The organism is Curtobacterium sp. PhB172 (assembly GCF_003752545.1).
GTDB lineage: Bacteria > Actinomycetota > Actinomycetes > Actinomycetales > Microbacteriaceae > Curtobacterium.
In genome coordinates this window covers 193,727-210,671 of record NZ_RKIF01000011.1, presented here as the reverse complement: position 1 = coordinate 210,671, position 16,945 = coordinate 193,727, and the positions used below count along the sequence as shown (strand labels likewise).

15 protein-coding genes and 1 tRNA gene are annotated in these 16,945 nt (G+C 71.3%); 3 read left to right on the top strand and 13 right to left on the bottom strand.

All coding sequences use genetic code 11. The features are described 5' to 3' along the window. Positions 1-678 carry an acyl-CoA thioester hydrolase/BAAT C-terminal domain-containing protein gene (locus EDF42_RS19410; protein ID WP_395865798.1) on the top strand — a complete coding sequence of 226 codons (678 nt, stop codon included), beginning with the start codon at positions 1-3 and terminating at the stop codon, positions 676-678. A gap of 35 nt (positions 679-713) precedes the next feature. On the opposite strand, the gene EDF42_RS18695 is transcribed toward EDF42_RS19410, so the two are convergent. The 4 genes from EDF42_RS18695 to EDF42_RS16670 all read right to left on the bottom strand — a co-directional run bounded on the left by EDF42_RS18695 (position 714) and on the right by EDF42_RS16670 (position 3,354). Then, positions 714-1,424 (bottom strand): hypothetical protein, encoded by a 711-nt coding sequence (locus EDF42_RS18695; protein ID WP_148067831.1) that lies wholly within the window; start codon positions 1,422-1,424, stop codon positions 714-716. A gap of 271 nt (positions 1,425-1,695) precedes the next feature. Further along, positions 1,696-1,769 (bottom strand) — tRNA-Pro (locus EDF42_RS16680). Positions 1,770-1,945: 176 nt separating this feature from the next. Then, entirely contained in the window at positions 1,946-2,536 is a 591-nt protein-coding gene (locus tag EDF42_RS16675; protein WP_221181040.1) for a hypothetical protein, read from the bottom strand. Next, positions 2,524-3,354 (bottom strand): endonuclease/exonuclease/phosphatase family protein, encoded by an 831-nt coding sequence (locus EDF42_RS16670; protein ID WP_123673475.1) that lies wholly within the window; start codon positions 3,352-3,354, stop codon positions 2,524-2,526. The genes EDF42_RS16675 and EDF42_RS16670 overlap by 13 nt, the downstream gene beginning before the upstream one ends. A gap of 70 nt (positions 3,355-3,424) precedes the next feature. On the opposite strand from EDF42_RS16670, the gene EDF42_RS16665 reads away from it, so the two are divergent. After that, positions 3,425-4,906, top strand: coding sequence for a hypothetical protein (locus tag EDF42_RS16665; RefSeq protein WP_123673473.1), 1,482 nt, complete (start codon positions 3,425-3,427; stop codon positions 4,904-4,906). A gap of 76 nt (positions 4,907-4,982) precedes the next feature. Next, positions 4,983-7,130 (top strand): ATP-dependent DNA helicase RecQ, encoded by a 2,148-nt coding sequence (locus EDF42_RS16660; protein WP_123673471.1) that lies wholly within the window; start codon positions 4,983-4,985, stop codon positions 7,128-7,130. A 113-nt stretch (positions 7,131-7,243) separates the two neighbouring features. On the opposite strand, the gene EDF42_RS16655 is transcribed toward EDF42_RS16660, so the two are convergent. The 9 genes from EDF42_RS16655 to EDF42_RS16615 all read right to left on the bottom strand — a co-directional run bounded on the left by EDF42_RS16655 (position 7,244) and on the right by EDF42_RS16615 (position 16,896). Continuing rightward, positions 7,244-7,765, bottom strand: a complete 522-nt coding sequence (locus EDF42_RS16655) for a hypothetical protein (protein WP_123293894.1) — start codon at positions 7,763-7,765, stop codon at positions 7,244-7,246. A gap of 149 nt (positions 7,766-7,914) precedes the next feature. Beyond that, complete coding sequence (locus tag EDF42_RS16650; protein ID WP_148067827.1) at positions 7,915-8,556, bottom strand: hypothetical protein; 642 nt, start codon at positions 8,554-8,556, stop codon at positions 7,915-7,917. A gap of 134 nt (positions 8,557-8,690) precedes the next feature. Continuing rightward, a complete protein-coding gene (der, locus tag EDF42_RS16645) occupies positions 8,691-10,211 on the bottom strand; it encodes a ribosome biogenesis GTPase Der (RefSeq protein WP_123673467.1) in 1,521 nt (506 codons plus the stop codon). Between the two features lie 108 nt (positions 10,212-10,319). Next, complete coding sequence (cmk, locus tag EDF42_RS16640; RefSeq protein ID WP_214546585.1) at positions 10,320-11,003, bottom strand: (d)CMP kinase; 684 nt, start codon at positions 11,001-11,003, stop codon at positions 10,320-10,322. Between the two features lie 194 nt (positions 11,004-11,197). Beyond that, complete coding sequence (locus tag EDF42_RS16635) at positions 11,198-12,310, bottom strand: prephenate dehydrogenase (protein WP_123673464.1); 1,113 nt, start codon at positions 12,308-12,310, stop codon at positions 11,198-11,200. 116 nt (positions 12,311-12,426) lie between these two features. Continuing rightward, positions 12,427-13,218 (bottom strand): pseudouridine synthase, encoded by a 792-nt coding sequence (locus EDF42_RS19275; protein ID WP_240347709.1) that lies wholly within the window; start codon positions 13,216-13,218, stop codon positions 12,427-12,429. A 1,324-nt stretch (positions 13,219-14,542) separates the two neighbouring features. Next, positions 14,543-15,244 carry an SMC-Scp complex subunit ScpB gene (gene scpB / locus EDF42_RS16625; RefSeq protein WP_260235543.1) on the bottom strand — a complete coding sequence of 234 codons (702 nt, stop codon included), beginning with the start codon at positions 15,242-15,244 and terminating at the stop codon, positions 14,543-14,545. Then, complete coding sequence (locus EDF42_RS16620; RefSeq protein WP_111084610.1) at positions 15,234-16,037, bottom strand: ScpA family protein; 804 nt, start codon at positions 16,035-16,037, stop codon at positions 15,234-15,236. Before EDF42_RS16620 ends, scpB begins: the two co-directional genes overlap by 11 nt. Beyond that, complete coding sequence (locus EDF42_RS16615; protein WP_111084609.1) at positions 16,021-16,896, bottom strand: ParA family protein; 876 nt, start codon at positions 16,894-16,896, stop codon at positions 16,021-16,023. The genes EDF42_RS16620 and EDF42_RS16615 overlap by 17 nt, the downstream gene beginning before the upstream one ends. Positions 16,897-16,945: the final 49 nt, after the last annotated feature.

Below are 16,945 nucleotides of genomic sequence, written 5' to 3'. Positions count from 1 at the left end.
GTGGTTCGGCGGCCCTGGTCAGCATGCGGGCCCGTGGGAGGTCCCGTTGGAGTGCTTCTTCGACCGGATCGTCGCGCTGGAGTCTGTGAGCGACCGGGTCTGGGTGGTTGGTACCTCGCTGGGAGCCGAGGCAGCGCTGCTGATCGCTGCGAAACTTCCGTCGGTGGCTGGGGTGATCGCGTTCGCGCCTTCAGACGTTGTCTGGTCGTGGACCGACGATGCGGGGACGGAGCGCTCCCACTGGACGCTGGCGGGCAGCCCGGCTGGACGCTGGCGGGCAGCCCGGTGCCATTCGTGCCGCTTGCGTGGGGTGGCTACGTGCGTGACACGCCGCCCAGGTTCCGGCCGCTCTACGAGCAGTCGTACGCGCAGTCACCAGCACGGGTCGAAGCAGCTGGCATCCCTGTTGAGCAGATCCAACAACTCGTCCTGGTGGCCGGCGGGGACGATCAGGTCTGGCCGAGCAGCGAAAGTGCGCACCGCATCAGTGCCCGGCGGCGGCGTGCGGGCCTCGAGACCACCGTCGTCACCAGGGCGGATGCGGGACACCGAACGATCCTCCCTGGTGAGACGGTCCTTACCGGAGGGCAAGCGATGCAGCGTGGCGGGTCCGAGCATGCCGATCGCGCACTCGGTCGAGCTGCATGGGCAGCGATCAGGTTGACAGTCGCCCGGTAGAAGATCGCCCAACAGACGGGTTGGACAGCGAGGGCCTAACGGCCGGCGACCAGCCCGGCGACTGTCGTATCGAGGTGGAGATTCTGCGGACTCAGTTCGCTAGCAAAGGTTCTCCCATCCGCTCCTACGAGACCGTGCTGCCAACACCGATAGAGGGTGTGCCACCAGCGCATGACACTCTGCACGACGCGGAGTCGACTCGCCTTCAGCGTCTTCTCTGACAGCGTTGCCCAGCCGCCGCCTTCGGTTATGGCTCGGCGTTCCGCCTCTTCCCAAGGCACCCATGCCGGATCTACTTGGGCAGTCTTTCCGCGCAGCGCGTCCAGGTCCCGGTAGCGGCCTGAAGTCGCGGCCCAGGCGTCCAACGCAGCGAGTACATCACGCCAGTAAGAGTCGTCCAACGCTTCCGCGACGAGCTCTCGTAAGTACGGAACGGCGGACTTGGACCCAGCGGCGAGAGAAGCGAAAACTCGACCGTCCAGTTCGCTGATCGCGTGCCCTCCGGGCCCGGCTCCAAACTTCGGGTCAACTTGACGCCCAGAGCTCTCCTCGCCGAGCAGGTAGGTCACCTTCAGCACGCGCTCGACGCCCTGCGAGAGCTGAGTAAAGACAGCACCCGGTTGGCGCGCTTGCCATGAGGGGCTTGCTGCTTGATTGAGCCCAAGGGCGAGTTGTTCGGTGGCCGTCGATATCTCGCTTGCCAGATGCATCGCTCGTAGGACTTGTGCATTCGGACGATTGGCCATGTGAGCAGGGTATGGCTGTCCCCTCGGCAACTAGCTTCTGGACACCAGGATCGGTCCTGATAGCCGGTCCCCCGCGGTCTCCCGTACCTGACTCGAACCGGACGCAGCTCGAGCAAAGTCGTGTCTCATATGGGTGGTCCGCTCATCGTCGCAGTGAGGGAGCCCTATGCGTACGGCCGACGACCGCTACTGAAACGAAGAAGCCCACCGAGATCCTCAGCGGGCTTCTTCGTCGTGGCGACTCAGAACGATGTCCGAGCCGGCCGTTCGGTCGGGCTGACAGGATTTGAACCTGCGACCCCTTGACCCCCAGTCAAGTGCGCTACCAAGCTGCGCCACAGCCCGCGAGTTCCGGAGAACTCAGGATCCCTGAGGACCCTCGCCCACGTCCGACCGGAGCGCGAGCGACCGGTCCAGCATAGCGGACGCCAGACCCCCTCCGCGCCACGGCGAGTCGGACCGAGCAAGCAACCAGAGCCGCCCGAACAACCCAAACGACACGATCACCCCGGGCGAGACCGTCAAGCCGGCCGCACCACCTCACGCCGGGCCGCCAACCACGGCAACCCGAGCCCGACGAGCAACCCGCCGGCCCCGTCCGCCGCCAGGTCACCGATGGTGTCGTCGTACCCGACGTAGATCGCCGAGTCGACGAAGTTGTGCCCGAGCCACTCCCCCATCTCCCACGCCGCCCCGATCGCGAGCCCAGCGCACAGCCCGAGGATCGCGACGACCACCCGGCGCTCCCCGTCCGGCGCCGGTACCGCGCGCAGGTCGGCGCCGATGACGTACAGCACCGCAGCGAGCAGCCCGGTGAGCACGACGTGCATGAACTTGTCCCACAGGAACACGCTCGTGTACCACTCGAGCACGCTCGACCACCCCGCGAGCAGCACGAGTACGCACACCGCCAGGTCGAACGCGGGCCGCAGTCCGAGCATCCGCGGCACCACGACCCCGAGCAACGACAGCGCCATCACCGGCAGCGCGGTCCCGCCCCACCCGATGCTCGCGACGACCAGGCTCACGAGCGTCAGGGCACGCACGACGTCGGCCACCAGGAACCTCGGCCGCAGGAACGTCGGCCCGAGCGCCCGGATCACGACGCCCACCGCACGACCGCGTGCACGGCCGCGTGGTCGGAGGGCCACACCCCGCCCGGCCGCCGGTTCGACACGGCCACCCGGTCGACGGTCGCGTCCGGCGTCACCAGCACGCCGTCGATGCGCCGGCCGCCGACACGCGGACTCCCGTAGTGCGGGTACGTCCCGTACGGCTCGCCCGTCTGCCTGGAGGCCCGTCCCCAGCTGTCGACGACACCAGCGTCCGCCAGTGCTCGCCATGGTGCGGACCCTGCCGGACTGTTCCAGTCAGCCATCACGACGGCGGGCAGGCCGCGCTGTCGCACGATCCGGCCGAGGAGTTCGGCGGACCGCAGTCGGGCCCACGGCGAGGCGACGTCGAGGTGCGTCGCGATCGCCAGGAACCGGACACCGGTCGCGCGGTCGTCGACGACGGCGCCGACGGCGTGCCGGGGGAAGGACGTGGCCCACGAGCGGGATCCCGGACGGCTCGGCGTGCGGGTCAGCGCCCAGGTGCGCTGCTCGACGACGTCGAGCCGGGAGCGGTCCAGGAAGAGCCCGACCTGCTCCCCACCGCCACGCGCGCCGCGCCCGACCAGGACGGGCTCCCAACCCGACCCGAGGCCGACCGTGAGGTCGTCTGCCTGCGTGGGGAGGGCCTCCTGGACAGCGAGGACGGTGGGCGCTTCGGACGTGACGAGCGCGGTGATGGCATCGCGGCGACGCTCCCAGGCGTCCGGGTGCGCGGACGGTCGTGGCACGCGGCGCCGCACGTTGAGGGTCATGCAGTGGACCTCGGGCGACCGGACGGCTCCGATGAGCGGGTGGTCGTCGGGGTGGTGGGGCATGCCTCCCTTCTACGAGACGACACCCGTCGGATTCCCAGGGACCTCTCCGCGTGGCTCGTAGGGTGGCCCGATGCGTTCTCGTTCCACCCCTCGTGTCCTCGTCGCGATCGCCGTCTCCGGACTGCTGCTCGGAGCCGCCGGGTGCACGTCGAGCGGGCCGGACACGAGCCGCCCGACCCTCGCGAAGGCCACGGCGGGGACGGTCACGGTCGCCGACGCCTCCGACGCCGCGGCTCGGTCGGTGCGGGTGAGCACGGCCCTGTTCGCGAGTGCTCCCGGCGCGATCGTGGCGACGGCCGGTGATGCCGACGCGATCTCCGATGCAGCGAAGGCTGCGGCGAGCGCCCACGTCCCGGTGCTGCTGACCGGGAAGGGCGTGAAGGGTGGCGCTGCCGTCGCGGGCGAGCTCGATCGGCTCGGGGCCGACTGGTACCAGGCCGAGGGCGACGTGTCGGTCGACACGGACGTCGAACAGCGGAAGGCGCCCGAGGACGGCGACGCGCCGGAGTCGACCCGGGCCTCCCGGCAGGCCACGGTTGTGGTGGCGGACGCGAGCGCGGACGCTGCGGCCGTGGCGACCGCCAAGGCCGCCGGTGCGAAGGTGGTGACCATGCCGAAGGGTGTGACCGACCCGGCTGCCGCGCCCGACGTGGTGACGGCGCTGCACGAGCGGAAGCAGCACCAGACGGTCCTGGTCGGTGCGGCGTTCGACGCGCTGCAGGACCCGGAGTGGACGGTGCGGGCGGCCGAGGGCGGCTACCAGCTGCGGAACGGCGGCCAGCGGCCGTTCGACGGGCACCGCTACGTGGCGCTGTACGGGGCTCCCGGGGCGCCGGCGCTCGGTGTGCTCGGCGAGCAGGGGCCGAAGGAGACCGTGCAGCGTGCCGAGCAGGTCGCGAAGCCGTACCGGGCCGAGTCCGACGAGCTGGTGACGCCTGCGATGGAGGTCATCGCGACCGTCGCCGCGGGGGACGCCGGGGCGGACGGCGACTACTCGACCGAGCTGCCGGTGTCGACGCTCGAGCCCTACGTCGACGCCGCGCACGACGCCGACATGCCCGTGATCATCGACCTGCAGCCGGGGCGCTCGGACTTCCTGTCGCAGGCGAAGAAGTACGAGTCGCTGCTGAAGAAGCCCGGCGTCTGGCTCGCCCTCGACCCGGAGTGGCGGCTGACGGAGGACCAGGTGCCGCTCCAGCAGATCGGCAGCGTGTCGGCGTCCGAGGTGAACGAGGTGTCCTCGTGGCTCGCATCGCTCGTCGAGAAGGAGGGGCTGCCGCCGAAGGCCCTCGTGCTGCACCAGTTCCGGCTCTCGATGATCCAGGACCGATCGGCGCTGGAGACCCATCCGGAGCTCGACATGCTCGTGCACGTCGACGGGCAGGGGTCGCAGCCGGACAAGCAGGCGACGTGGAAGGCGCTGCACGAGGGTGCTCCGGAGGGCCTGCACTGGGGCTGGAAGAACTTCTACGACGAGGACACGCCCATGCTGACGCCCGGGCAGACGATGGCGGACGTGCAGCCGACGCCGTCGTTGGTCACCTACCAGTAAGCGCGTTCCGTCGCGTTGTCCACAGTCGGGAGGCGCGGGTCGGCTTTCGTCGGTTGCTCCTGACAGCATGGGGGGCATGGACACCCCCACCGCCGCTCCGTCTGTCGTCTCGCCTTCTGCGGACATCGCCGCCGAGGCACAGCAGGCGCTCGCTGCGCTCACCGGGCGCCCCGACGCGGTCTTCCACCCCGGCCAGCTCGAGGCGATCTCCGCCCTGGTCGAGCACCGGCAGCGGGCCCTCGTCGTGCAGCGCACGGGGTGGGGCAAGTCCGCGGTGTACTTCCTCGCGACCCTGCTGCTCCGGCGTCGTGGTGGTGGCCCGACCGTCCTGGTGTCGCCGCTGCTCGCACTGATGCGCGACCAGGTGGCTGCAGCTGCCCGGGCCGGGGTCCGTGCGGTGTCGATCAACTCCGCGAACGCACACGAGTGGGGCGAGACCCAGGCCGCGCTCGCCCGTGACGAGGTCGACGTGCTCCTCGTCTCCCCCGAGCGCCTGAACAACCCGAAGTTCCGCGACGAGCAGATGCCGACCCTGATCGCCCGGATGGGCATGCTCGTGGTCGACGAGGCGCACTGCATCTCGGACTGGGGACACGACTTCCGGCCGGACTACCGCCGGTTGGCCGAGCTCATCCGGTCCCTCCCCCACGGGGTCCCCGTCCTGGCGACCACCGCGACGGCGAACGAGCGCGTGGTCGAGGACGTCGCCGAGCAGCTGACGGCTGGCCCGGCCGACCCGGTGTTCACGATCCGTGGGTCGCTCGCCCGCAAGTCGCTGCGGCTCGGCGTGCTCACGCTGCCCGACGCCCGGCAACGGCTCGGCTGGCTGCTCGCGCACCTCGGCGACCTGCCCGGCAGCGGCATCATCTACACGCTCACGGTCTCGGCTGCCGAGGACATCGCCCGACTGCTCCGCGACAACGGGTACGCCGTCCGGGCCTACACGGGGCGCACCGACACCGACGAGCGGGAACAGCTCGAGCAGCAGCTCAAGGGCAACGAGCTGAAGGCCCTGGTCGCCACGAGTGCGCTCGGCATGGGGTTCGACAAGCCGGACCTCGGGTTCGTCGTGCACGTCGGCGCGCCCTCGTCACCCGTCGCGTACTACCAGCAGATCGGTCGTGCGGGTCGCGCCACCGACAACGCCGACGTGCTGCTGCTGCCCGGGCGTGAGGACCGTGAGATCTGGCAGTACTTCGCCAGCGCCTCGATGCCGACCGCGGCCCGGGCCTCCGCCGTGCTCGGTGCCCTGTCCACCGACACCGCGATGTCGACGGTCGCGCTCGAAGGTCTGGTCGACATCAAGCGCTCCACCCTCGAACTCCTGCTCAAGGTGCTCGACGTCGACGGTGCCGTCCGACGCGTCACCGGCGGCTGGGTGTCGACCGGGCAGCCGTGGGAGTACGACGCACCCCGGTACGAGCGGGTCGCAGCGGCCCGTGCTGCGGAGGCCGCGTCGATGCTCGACTACGAGTCCACCTCGGCCTGCCGCATGCAGCTGCTGCAGCAGGACCTCGACGACCCCTCGGCCGAGCCCTGTGGCCGGTGCGACAACTGCGCCGGGGCGTGGTTCCCGACCGCGGTCTCCGACTCGGACTCGTCCGGTGCGGCTGCCGCGCTCGACAAGGTCGGCGTCGAGATCGCCCCGCGTGCCCAGTGGCCGTCGGGCATGTCGTCGCTCGGCGTCTCGGTGCGGGGCAAGATCGGCGCCGACGAGCTCGTCCAGCCCGGCCGCGCGGTGGCTCGTCTGACCGACCTCGGCTGGGGCGGGCCGCTCCGTGCGCTGTTCTCGCCGTCGACGCCCGATGCTCCGATCTCCCGCGAGCTCGTCGACGGCTGTGTCCGGGCGCTCAAGGACTGGCCGTGGGAGACCCGGCCGACCGGGGTCGTGGCGATGTCCTCGCGGTCGCGGCCGCAGCTCGTGGGGTCGCTCGCCCAGGCGCTGTCGACGATCGGGCGGCTGCAGTTCCTCGGCACGCTCGACCGGAACGGCGGCACGCCCCGCGGCGACGGCGCGACGAACAGCGCCTACCGCTTGTCCGGCGTGTGGGACACCTTCGTGGTCGATTCGTCGCTCGCCGCTGCCCTGCAGTCCCACGAGGGCCCGGTGCTGCTCGTCGACGACCTGGTCGACAGTCGGTGGACGATGACCGTCGCGGGGCGCGAACTCCGGCGTGCCGGGGCCGCCGCCGTGCTGCCCTTCGCGCTGGCCACGGTCGCCTAGCGCTGCGCGCGCGTACGGACTCGGAACGACTTCCTCGACGTCGTACGACATCAACAGAGTCGTTCGGCGTCGGCGGCCGGCGCGCGGGGCGCTAGCGGCCGGCGCGCGGGGCGCTAGCGGCGGGCGGGCTTGGGGAACGTGGCGCGCATGTGGTCGGTGGTGAGCACGTCGCCGATGCCGATCATGAGCAGTGAGAACACGATCTGCTCGATCACCATCCAGAACGGGTACAGCCCGGGGATCGCCGCCACGATGAGCGTCACGATCGGGAAGATCCGGCTGAACAACCGCACCCGCTGGTACGCCCAGTAGTACCCGAGCTGTGCCCGCCACGCGAACACGTAGAGCGTCAGGGTGATGAGCAGCACGACCGTCGCCCGGAACCACACCGCCCACGGCACGGTCTCCCCCGCGCGCGTCAACAGCACGGCCACGACGATGGCGGCGAGTCCGACGATCGTCTCCGCGACGAGCAGCCACCGGATCCACCGGAACGACCGCACGGTGTCGGGGTGCTCGAGCATGTCCTGGCGGATGACGTACCCGCCCTGGCGACCTCCGGCCAGCCGGTCGAGCCGCAGCCGGCACCACAGACGGTCGGCGAGGCCACCGAGTCCGTCGTTGCGCTGCGTCACCAGTACATCGTGCCGCATCGAGCGACCGTCGGCGTACCGCGCCGTCGCCGACGCCAACCCCGACCCCGACCCCGACGCCGAACGACGTCATCGAGGTCGCACGACGTCGACGATGTCGTTCCGGGTCGGCGCGGGACTGCCCAGCCGGCTCAGTCGCTCGGCACCAGCGCCGCGCCGCCCAGCACGGTGCCGGTCGCCGCATCGAGCAGGACGAGGGAGCGGACCTCGTCGGGCAGGGTCCACGGGTCGCTCAGCACGACGGTCAGTCCCTGCTCGACGCCGGCGGCCTGGAAGACGTCGAAGGACTCCCCGGCCGGCGTCCACTCCGGGTCCTTCCCACCGGTGACCGTCCCACCGGACAACACGACGTCGACCGGGCCACTCGTGCCCGTCTTCAGGTGCGAGATGTCCACCGCGAGGGTGGCGTCACCCGTGTTCCCCGCGATGTGGACGTGGCCAGAGGCAGCGGCGCCGTCGATGCCCACGATGTCCCCGGAGACCGGCGGGACACGGCGCCACCACGGCTCGATCGGCGACGAATCGACGGGTTGCACGGCCGGGGACGCCTCGGGCAGGGGCATGCCGAGGCCGTTCGAGGGTTGCAGCCCCTCCGCGGGCGACTGCGCGGGCTCGGGCGCGGGCGCAGCGCGTTCGGAGCGGCTGACTGCGTCGTCCTCGGACGGTGCGTGCGAGACCGTCCAGAGTGACACCGAGCCGACGACGACCACGGCGACGAGGGCGCCCACCAGGGCGAGCCGACGTCGATCCGTTCCCCACCGCCCGATGCGCACGCTCCCATGATGCCGCGCCGACGCTGCGGACGCGCTCCGGGCCTCCCGGCCGAACGCGAACGCACAACGCACAACGCACAACGCACAACGCGCCCCGTGCAGACGGGACGCGTTGTGTGTGACGGAGCTGCGACTCAGCGCTTCCGGCGCTCGCGCACGCGCATGTTGACGTTGATCGGGGTGCCGGAGAAGCCCCAGACCTCGCGGAGTCGACGGGTGATGAACCGTCGGTACTGCGGGTCGAGGAACGCCGACGTGAAGAGCACGAACGTCGGCGGCTGGCTCGACGCCTGGGTCCCGAACAGGATGCGGGGCTGCTTGCCGCCGCGCACGGGGTGGGGGTGCTCCTGGACGAGCTCGGCGATGAAGGCGTTGACCTTGCCCGTCGGGATGCGGGTGTCCCACGACGCGAGGGCGGTCTCGAGCGCCGGCACGAGCTTCTCGAGGTGGCGGCCGGTGCGGGCGGAGATGTTGACGCGCGGGGCCCAGGCGACGTGCGCCAGGTCCTGCTCGATCTCACGCTCGAGGTAACGGCGACGTTCGTCGTCGAGCAGATCCCACTTGTTGTAGGCCAGGACGAGCGCACGGCCCGACTCGAGCACCAGGTCGATGATGCGCAGGTCCTGCACGGAGACGGGCTCGGTGACGTCGAGGACGACGACGGCGACCTCGGCCTTCTCGAGCGCGGCGGTGGTGCGGAGCGAGGCGTAGAAGTCGGCGCCCTGCTGCATGTGGACGCGCTTCCGGATGCCGGCGGTGTCGACGAAGCGCCACACCTTGCCGCCGAGCTCGATCTGCTCGTCCACCGGGTCGCGGGTGGTGCCGGCGATGTCGTTCACGACGACGCGCTCTTCACCGGCGGCCTTGTTGAGCAGCGAGCTCTTGCCGACGTTCGGGCGGCCGAGGATGGCGACGCGGCGGGGGCCACCGACCTCCTGCTTGGCGACGGCCGAGGTGTCGGGCAGCGTCTTGATGATCAGGTCGAGCAGGTCCGCGACGCCACGGCCGTGCAGGGCCGACACCGGGTGCGGCTCGCCGAGCCCCAGGTTCCAGAGCTCGTAGGCGTCGAGTTCGCGGCGCTCGTCGTCGGCCTTGTTCGCGACGACGATGACGGGGCGGTCGGTGCCGCGGAGCATCTTGACGACGTGCTCGTCGGTGGCGGTGATCCCGACCGTGACGTCGACGACGAACAGCACGGCGTCGGCGAGGTCGATCGCGACCTCGGCCTGCGCGGCGACCGAGGCGTTGATGCCCTCGGCGCCGGGCTCCCAGCCGCCGGTGTCGACGAGCGTGAAGCGCTTGTCGTTCCAGTCGGCCTTGTAGCTGACGCGGTCACGCGTGACGCCGGGGACGTCCTGCACGACGGCCTCGCGACGACCGAGGATGCGGTTGACGAGCGCGGACTTGCCGACGTTCGGGCGGCCGACGATCGCGAGCACCGGGTAGGCGGGCAGGTAGTGGACGCCGTCCTCGCCGATCTGACCGGCCTCGAGCAGGGCGAGGTCGTCGTCCTCGAGGTCGTACTCCTCGAGTCCGGCGCGGAGCGCGGTCGCGCGCTGCTCGGCCTCGGCCTCGTCGAGTCCGGCGAGCCGCTCGCCGAGGGCGTCGTCGTACTGGGGGAAGTCGTCGTTGTCCGGGTTGTCCAACTGAGCCATGGTGGGTTCCTCGCGAGCGGCCGGAGCCGCGGTGTCGGTGGCCGTTCCCGGCCGGGCCGGAGATCCGGCCGTGGTGTGACCAGGCGGCCGAGGCCGTCCGGTCGTGCGTCAGTGCGTGGCCGCGCGGGCCAGGTCGACGACCGCCTGCACGGTCTGGTCGAAGTCGAGGTCGGTGGAGTCGAGCGTCGTGACGCCGTCTGCGGCGTTCATGAAGTCGACGACCTTCGCGTCCGCCGCGTCTCGACGAGCGAGTGCGGCGGAGGTCTCTGCGGCCGACTGGGTCGTGACCTCCGCCGAGCGCCGGGCCATTCTAACGGACTCGTCGGCCGTCAGCAGGATCCGGACCTCGGCGTCGGGTGCGACCACCGTGGTGATGTCCCGACCCTCGGTGATGATGCCCGGTGCGTCTGTCTTCCGCATGACGTTCCGGAACAGCTGCACGAGCCGGTGTCGGACGTCGGGGAGCTTCGCGATGTGGGCCACCGCGCCCGTCACGTCCGGGGTGCGGATCGCGTCGGTGACGTCGGTCTCCCCCACGCGCACGTAGTAGTCGTCGGGGTCGGTGCCGATGGCGTAGTCGAAGGTGTCCCAGCTCGCCAGGATCGCCGCAGCGTCGTCGAGGTCGACCCGCTGCTGCAGGGCGTGCCAGGCGAGGGCGCGGTAGGCGGCGCCGGTGTCCTGGTAGCCGTAGCCGAGGGCACGGGCGGCCGCGCGGGAGACGCTCGACTTGCCGCTGCCTGCGGGGCCGTCGACCGCGATGACGATCTTCGCGACGTAGGCGCCGTCGGTCAGGCCGGCGGGTACCGGGGCGCTGGTCGAACCGGGCTCGCCGCCGGGTTCGCCGAGGCCACCGGCCGGACCGCCGAGCGGGCCGCCGTCCGCGCCACCGCGAGCGCCGTCACCGGGGGTCGGGGTCGGCAGACCGGAGTCCGGACCGTCCGGCCCGCCGGTCACGCCGGAGTCGTTCGTCGCTGCGTTCGTGTCGTTCAGGCCCATGCTGCTGCGATCCTCCATCCGCGACCCTCGAGTTCCTCGACGAGTCGCTGTTCCTGCTCGGGCAGGACCGACACCTCGACGATGCCGATCTGCGCGCCCGGTGAGTGCTCGAGGCGCATGTCCTCGAGGTTGATGCCGATCTCCCCGATGAACGTCAGGAGCGCGGCGATCTGCCCGGGGGTGTCGTCGACGAGGACGACCACCTGGGCGAAGCGCTTGGTGGTGCCGTGCTTGCCGGGCAGCCGTTCGACACCGCGGTTGCCGGCGGCGATCGTCTCGGCCAGGGTCCGTGGTGCGCCGGCGGCGGCGGGGTCGTCGAGCGCCCGGATCACGCCGCTCAGCTCGTCGCGCAGGTCGGCCAGGACCCGCCGGACGTTGGCCGCGTTCGCGCCGATGATCTGCACCCACAGGCCGGGGTCGCTCGCGGCGACACGGGTGACGTCGCGGACGCCACCGCCCGCCAGACCGAGGGAACCGTCCGGGGCGTCACGCAGCCGCGAGGCCATCAACGTCGACACGAGCTGCGGCACGTGCGAGACGTAGGCCACGGCCAGGTCGTGCGACGCCGGGTCCATCGGCACGACGGTCGCGCCGACGTCGAGTGCCAGGTCCTCGACCACGGCGGCGCGCTGGTAACTGATGGCGTCGTGGCCGGCGACCACCCAGGGGCTGCCGACGAACAGGTCGGCGCGGGCGGCGCTCGGTCCGCTGCGTTCACGACCGGCCATCGGGTGCGACCCGATGTAGCGGGTGACGTCGGCGCCGGCGGCCACGAGCTCGGCCAACGGTCCGGCCTTCACGCTCGCGACGTCGGTCACGATGGCGTCCGGGTAGGCGGACAGTTCGCGGGCGACGACGGTCGCCACGACGTCCGGCGGGACCGCCACCACCACGAGTTCCGGCTGGTCGCCGGATTCGGGCCGCCGGCCGGCGCCGTAGTCGACGGCGAGCGCCAACGCGCCGGGTGAGACGTCGTCGAGGACGACGTCGACCCCCTTCTCGCGCAGCGCCAGACCGATCGAGGTGCCGAGGAGCCCGGTGCCGACGACCCGCACCGGGCCGCGCACGCGGCGGTCGATGTCGGGTGGGGTCAGGTCGGTCACCGGGCAAGCCTACCGACCGACACCCGGGCATCGGTCGACGCCCGGGTGTCGACCACGGCCCGTGTGTCGGTCACGGCCAGATGGCCGGTCGCAGGCCGAGCGCGGTCAGTCCGCGCTCAGTCCGCGGTCTCGTCGTCCCACTCGTCGTCGTCGCCCTGGTCGAGGGCGACGTCGCGGTCGTCACGAGCGGAGGGCTTCGCGTCGCGGACGGTGCCGAGCAGCTTGCCGACCTCGACCGTGCCGAGCTCACGCATCTTGCCCGGCGGCAGGCTGCCGAGGTGCAGCGGCCCGAACGAGCGGCGGACGAGTTCGAGGACCGGGTGGTCGACGGCCTCGAGCATGCGACGGACGATCCGGTTGCGGCCGGAGTGCAGCGTGATCTCGACGAGCGACTCACCCCGCGAGGACTCGAGCAACCGCACCTTGTCGGCCTTGATCGGACCGTCCTCGAGCTCGACACCCTCGGTCAGACGCTGGACCACGGCGGGGTTCACGTTGCCGTGCACCTTCGCGATGTAGGTCTTCTGCACGCCGAACGACGGGTGCGCGAGCACGTGCGCCAGGTCGCCGTCGTTCGTCAGGACGAGCAGCCCGGAGGTCTCGGTGTCCAGGCGGCCGACGTTGAACAGGCGCTCCTCGTAGCGGTCCACGAACTCGGTCAGGTCGCGGCGACCGCGCTCGTCCTGCAGGCTCGAGACGACACCGGTCGGCTTGTTCAGCACGATGTACCGCCGCGAGGAGTCGATCTGCACCGGCACGCCGTCGACCGAGATCGCGTCCGTCGCGGGGTCGACACGACGCCCGAGGGCGTCCACCACCTGCCCGTTGACCGTCACGCGGCCCTCGACGATCAGGTTCTCCGCGACGCGGCGAGACGCCACGCCCGCAGCGGCGATCACCTTCTGCAGGCGCTCCCCCTCTGCCTGGAGGCCCGGCTCGGCCCCGGCGGACGCCGTCCCGTCCGCCGCGTCCCAGTCCTCGATGATCGGGCGTTCGGGCGTGCCCTCCACCGGGACGCCGTGGCTGTCGCGCTCACCGCTCGGCTTCGGCGTGGTGCGGTTGCCGGCGCTGTTGCCGCCCTTACCGGGGCGGTCGCTGTTGCGGACGCTCGTGGTGCCGCCGACGTAGCGGCGGCCGTTGTGCCACACGCGGCTCTGCTGGCCGTCGGGGCCGCGGCGGTCCTCGCGGCTGTCGCGGTTGTCGCGAGGTGCCGAGCTGCGGTCGTCACGACCGCGGTACCCACCACGGTCGTCACGGTTGTCGCGAGGTGCCGAGCTGCGGTCATCGCGACCCCGGTAGCCGCCACGGTCGTCACGGTTGTCGCGGGGTGCCGAACTGCGGTCATCGCGACCCCGGTAGCCGCCACGGTCATCACGGTTGTCGCGGGGTGCCGAACTGCGGTCATCGCGACCCCGGTAGCCGCCACGGTCATCACGCGGCGCGGCGCTGCGGTCATCACGGCCGCGGTACCCACCGCGGTCATCACGCGGCGCTGAGCTGCGGTCATCGCGACCCCGGTACCCACCACGGTCATCACGCGGAGCCGAGTTACCGCGGTAGCCACCACGGTCGTCGCGCGGAGCCGAACTGCGGTCATCGCGACCCCGGTACCCACCGCGGTCGTCGCGCGGAGCCGAGTTGCCCCGGTAGCCACCACGGTCATCACGCGGGGCCGAGCTGCGGTCGTCGCGACCCCGGTAGCCACCGCGATCGTCACGCGGCGCGGAGTTCCCGTGGTAGCCACCGCGGTCATCGCGCGGAGCCGAGCTGCGGTCATCGCGCCCGCGGTAGCCACCACGGTCATCGCGCGGCGCGGAGTTCCCGCGGTAGCCGCCACGGTCGCCGCCGCCGGCACGGTCGTCACGGCCTCGGTACCCACCGCGGTCGTCACGCGGAGCAGAGTTGCCCCGGTACCCGCCACGGTCGTCGCGCGGAGCCGAGCTGCGGTCGTCACGGCCGCGGTACCCACCACGGTCATCACGCGGCGCGGAGCTACGGTCGTCGCGACCCCGGTAGCCACCACGGTCGTCGCGCGACTGGTAGCCGCCACGACGGTCGTCGTCACGCGGCGGACGTGCGCCCCCGCGGTCGTCGCGACCGTACCCACCGGAGCGGCCACCGGCACTGGAGCCGGCCCCGCCGCGGCCAGGAGCCGAACGCCCGGGGCGATCCGGGCCTCCTGAGCGTCCGTTGCGGTCGTCTCGGTCTCGGGGCGCGCCGCGCCCCCGGTCGTCAAACCCGGCCATCGGGGATCCCTTCGTTCTGCCCGAAGCCGTCCGCACCGTCGTCCAGGAGGGGCGAGATGAGCGGCAGCTCGTCGAGCGAGTTGATGCCGAGCTGCTGCAGGAGCAGATCGGACGTGACGTAGTTGATGGCGCCGGTCTCGGAGTCGGTGAACGACTCCTCGATGAGACCGCGCGCGACCAGCGTTCGGACGACGCCGTCGACGTTGACGGCGCGGATCGACGCGATCTGGGATCGCGTGATCGGTTGCTTGTAGGCGACGACCGCGAGGGTCTCGAGCGCGGCCTGCGACAGGCGCGAGGGACGCTCGGCCTCGACGAACTGCTCGACGACGGTGTCCAGGTCCTGGCGGACGTAGAAGCGCCAGCCGCCGCCGATCTCGCGGAGTTCGAATCCGCGGCGGGTGGTGCCGTCGACGCCGTCGAAGTCCGCGACGAGGCGTTCGACGGCCTGGCGGACGGCGGGGACGGGGGCGTTCACGGCGGCGCCGAGCGCGACGAGCGACTGGGGCTCGTCCGCGATCATCAGGATCGCCTCGAGTTGGCGGTCGATCGGGATCGCCGGGTGCGCCTGCGGGGCGTGGTCGTGCTCGGCACGCGCGTGGATCTCGTGCTCGATCGCGCGGGCGTCGGCCATCTCGTCGGCGCCGCCGGGTTCGGCGCTGGACGTGTCGTGCACGTCATCCGTCATAGTCGGCTCCCAGGTTGGCGAGGCTCTCGTCGGACCAGTCCTCGGCGGTCCATCGGAGCGTGAGTTCCCCGAGCGGCTCGAGTTGTTCGAACGAGATCGATGCGTTCCGGTACAGCTCCAGGATCGCGAGGAAGCGAGCCACCACGATACCCGTCTGGTCGACGCCCGCGACCAGTTCACGGAACGAGACACCCTCGCCGTCGCGTGTCCGCAGGATCGAGACGACGATCGCGGCCTGTTCGCGGATGCTGATGAGCGGCGCGTGCAGGTGGTCGAGGCCGACCGTCGGGATCTCCCGTGGGGCGAACGCCAACGCTGCCAGCGCGGCGAAGTCCTGCACCGAGAGGGTCCACACGAGCTCGGGCGTGCGCGCGCGGAACCGCTCCTCGAGCCGGACGCTCCGGACGTGCCGACGCGACTCCACACCCCAGCGCTCGCCGAACCAGTCGGCGGCTTGCTTGAACGCCCGGTACTGCAGCAGCCGTGCGAACAGTAGGTCGCGGGCCTCGAGCAGGGCGACGTCCTCGGCGTCGACGAGCTCACCCTGCGGCAGCAGCCCGACGATCTTCAGGTCGAGCAGGGTCGCGGCGACGACGAGGAACTCGCTCGCCTCGTCGAGTTCGTCCGCCGACTCGGCCTGACGCACGTACTGGATGAACTCCCCCGTGACCGCGCCGAGCGAGACCTCGGTGATGTCGAGCTCGTGCTTCGTGATGAGCGACAGCAGGAGGTCGAACGGGCCGTCGAAGTTGGTGAGTCGGACCCGGAACCCCGACTCAGGCGACGGCGCCACGCTGGACGAGCTCTCGTGCGAGCTGCCGGTAGGCGTGGGCGGCGGCGTGGTCGGGTGCCGTCTGGGTGATCGGTCGAGCGGAGACCGTGGCGTCCGGGAACTTCACGGTGCGCCCGATGACGGTGTCGAGGACCCGGTCGTCGAAGGTGTCGACGACGCGCTCCATGACCTCACGCGAGTGCAGGGTGCGCGAGTCGTACATCGTCGGCAGGATGCCGTCGAGCGTCAGCGCCGGGTTGAGGCGGTCGCGCACCTTGTCGATCGTCTCGATGAGCAGGGCGACACCGCGCAGGGCGAAGAACTCGCACTCGAGCGGGATGAGCACACCGTGCGCCGCGGTCAGGGCGTTGACGGTGAGCAGGCCGAGCGATGGCTGGCAGTCGACCAGGATCACGTCGTAGTCGTTCGCGACCTTGCGCAGCACGCTCGCCAGGATCTGCTCGCGGGCGACCTCGTTGACCAGGTGCACCTCGGCCGCGGACAGGTCGATGTTCGCCGGGATCACGTCGAGCCCCGGGGTGTTCGTCGGCTGGATGACCTGGATCGGGTCCTTCACAGCGCCCATGAGCAGGTCGTAGACGGTGTGGATGTCGTGCGTGCGGACACCGAGGCCCGCCGAGAGCGCACCCTGCGGGTCGAAGTCGACTGCAAGGACCTTGCGGCCGTACTCCGCCAGGGCTGCACCGAGGTTGATCGCCGTGGTGGTCTTGCCGACGCCGCCCTTCTGGTTGCAGAGGGCGATGATGCGCGCAGGGCCGGTGCTGTCGAGTTCCTCGGGCACGGGGAACTCCCGGACAGGACGACCCGTCGGACCGATGGAGGTCGCGCCGGTGGGGTTGGTCGTCGGGTTCGTGCTCACCCGGCCATCGTACCGGCGACGTCGCCCGGCCCGGGGCCGCACCGCCGCG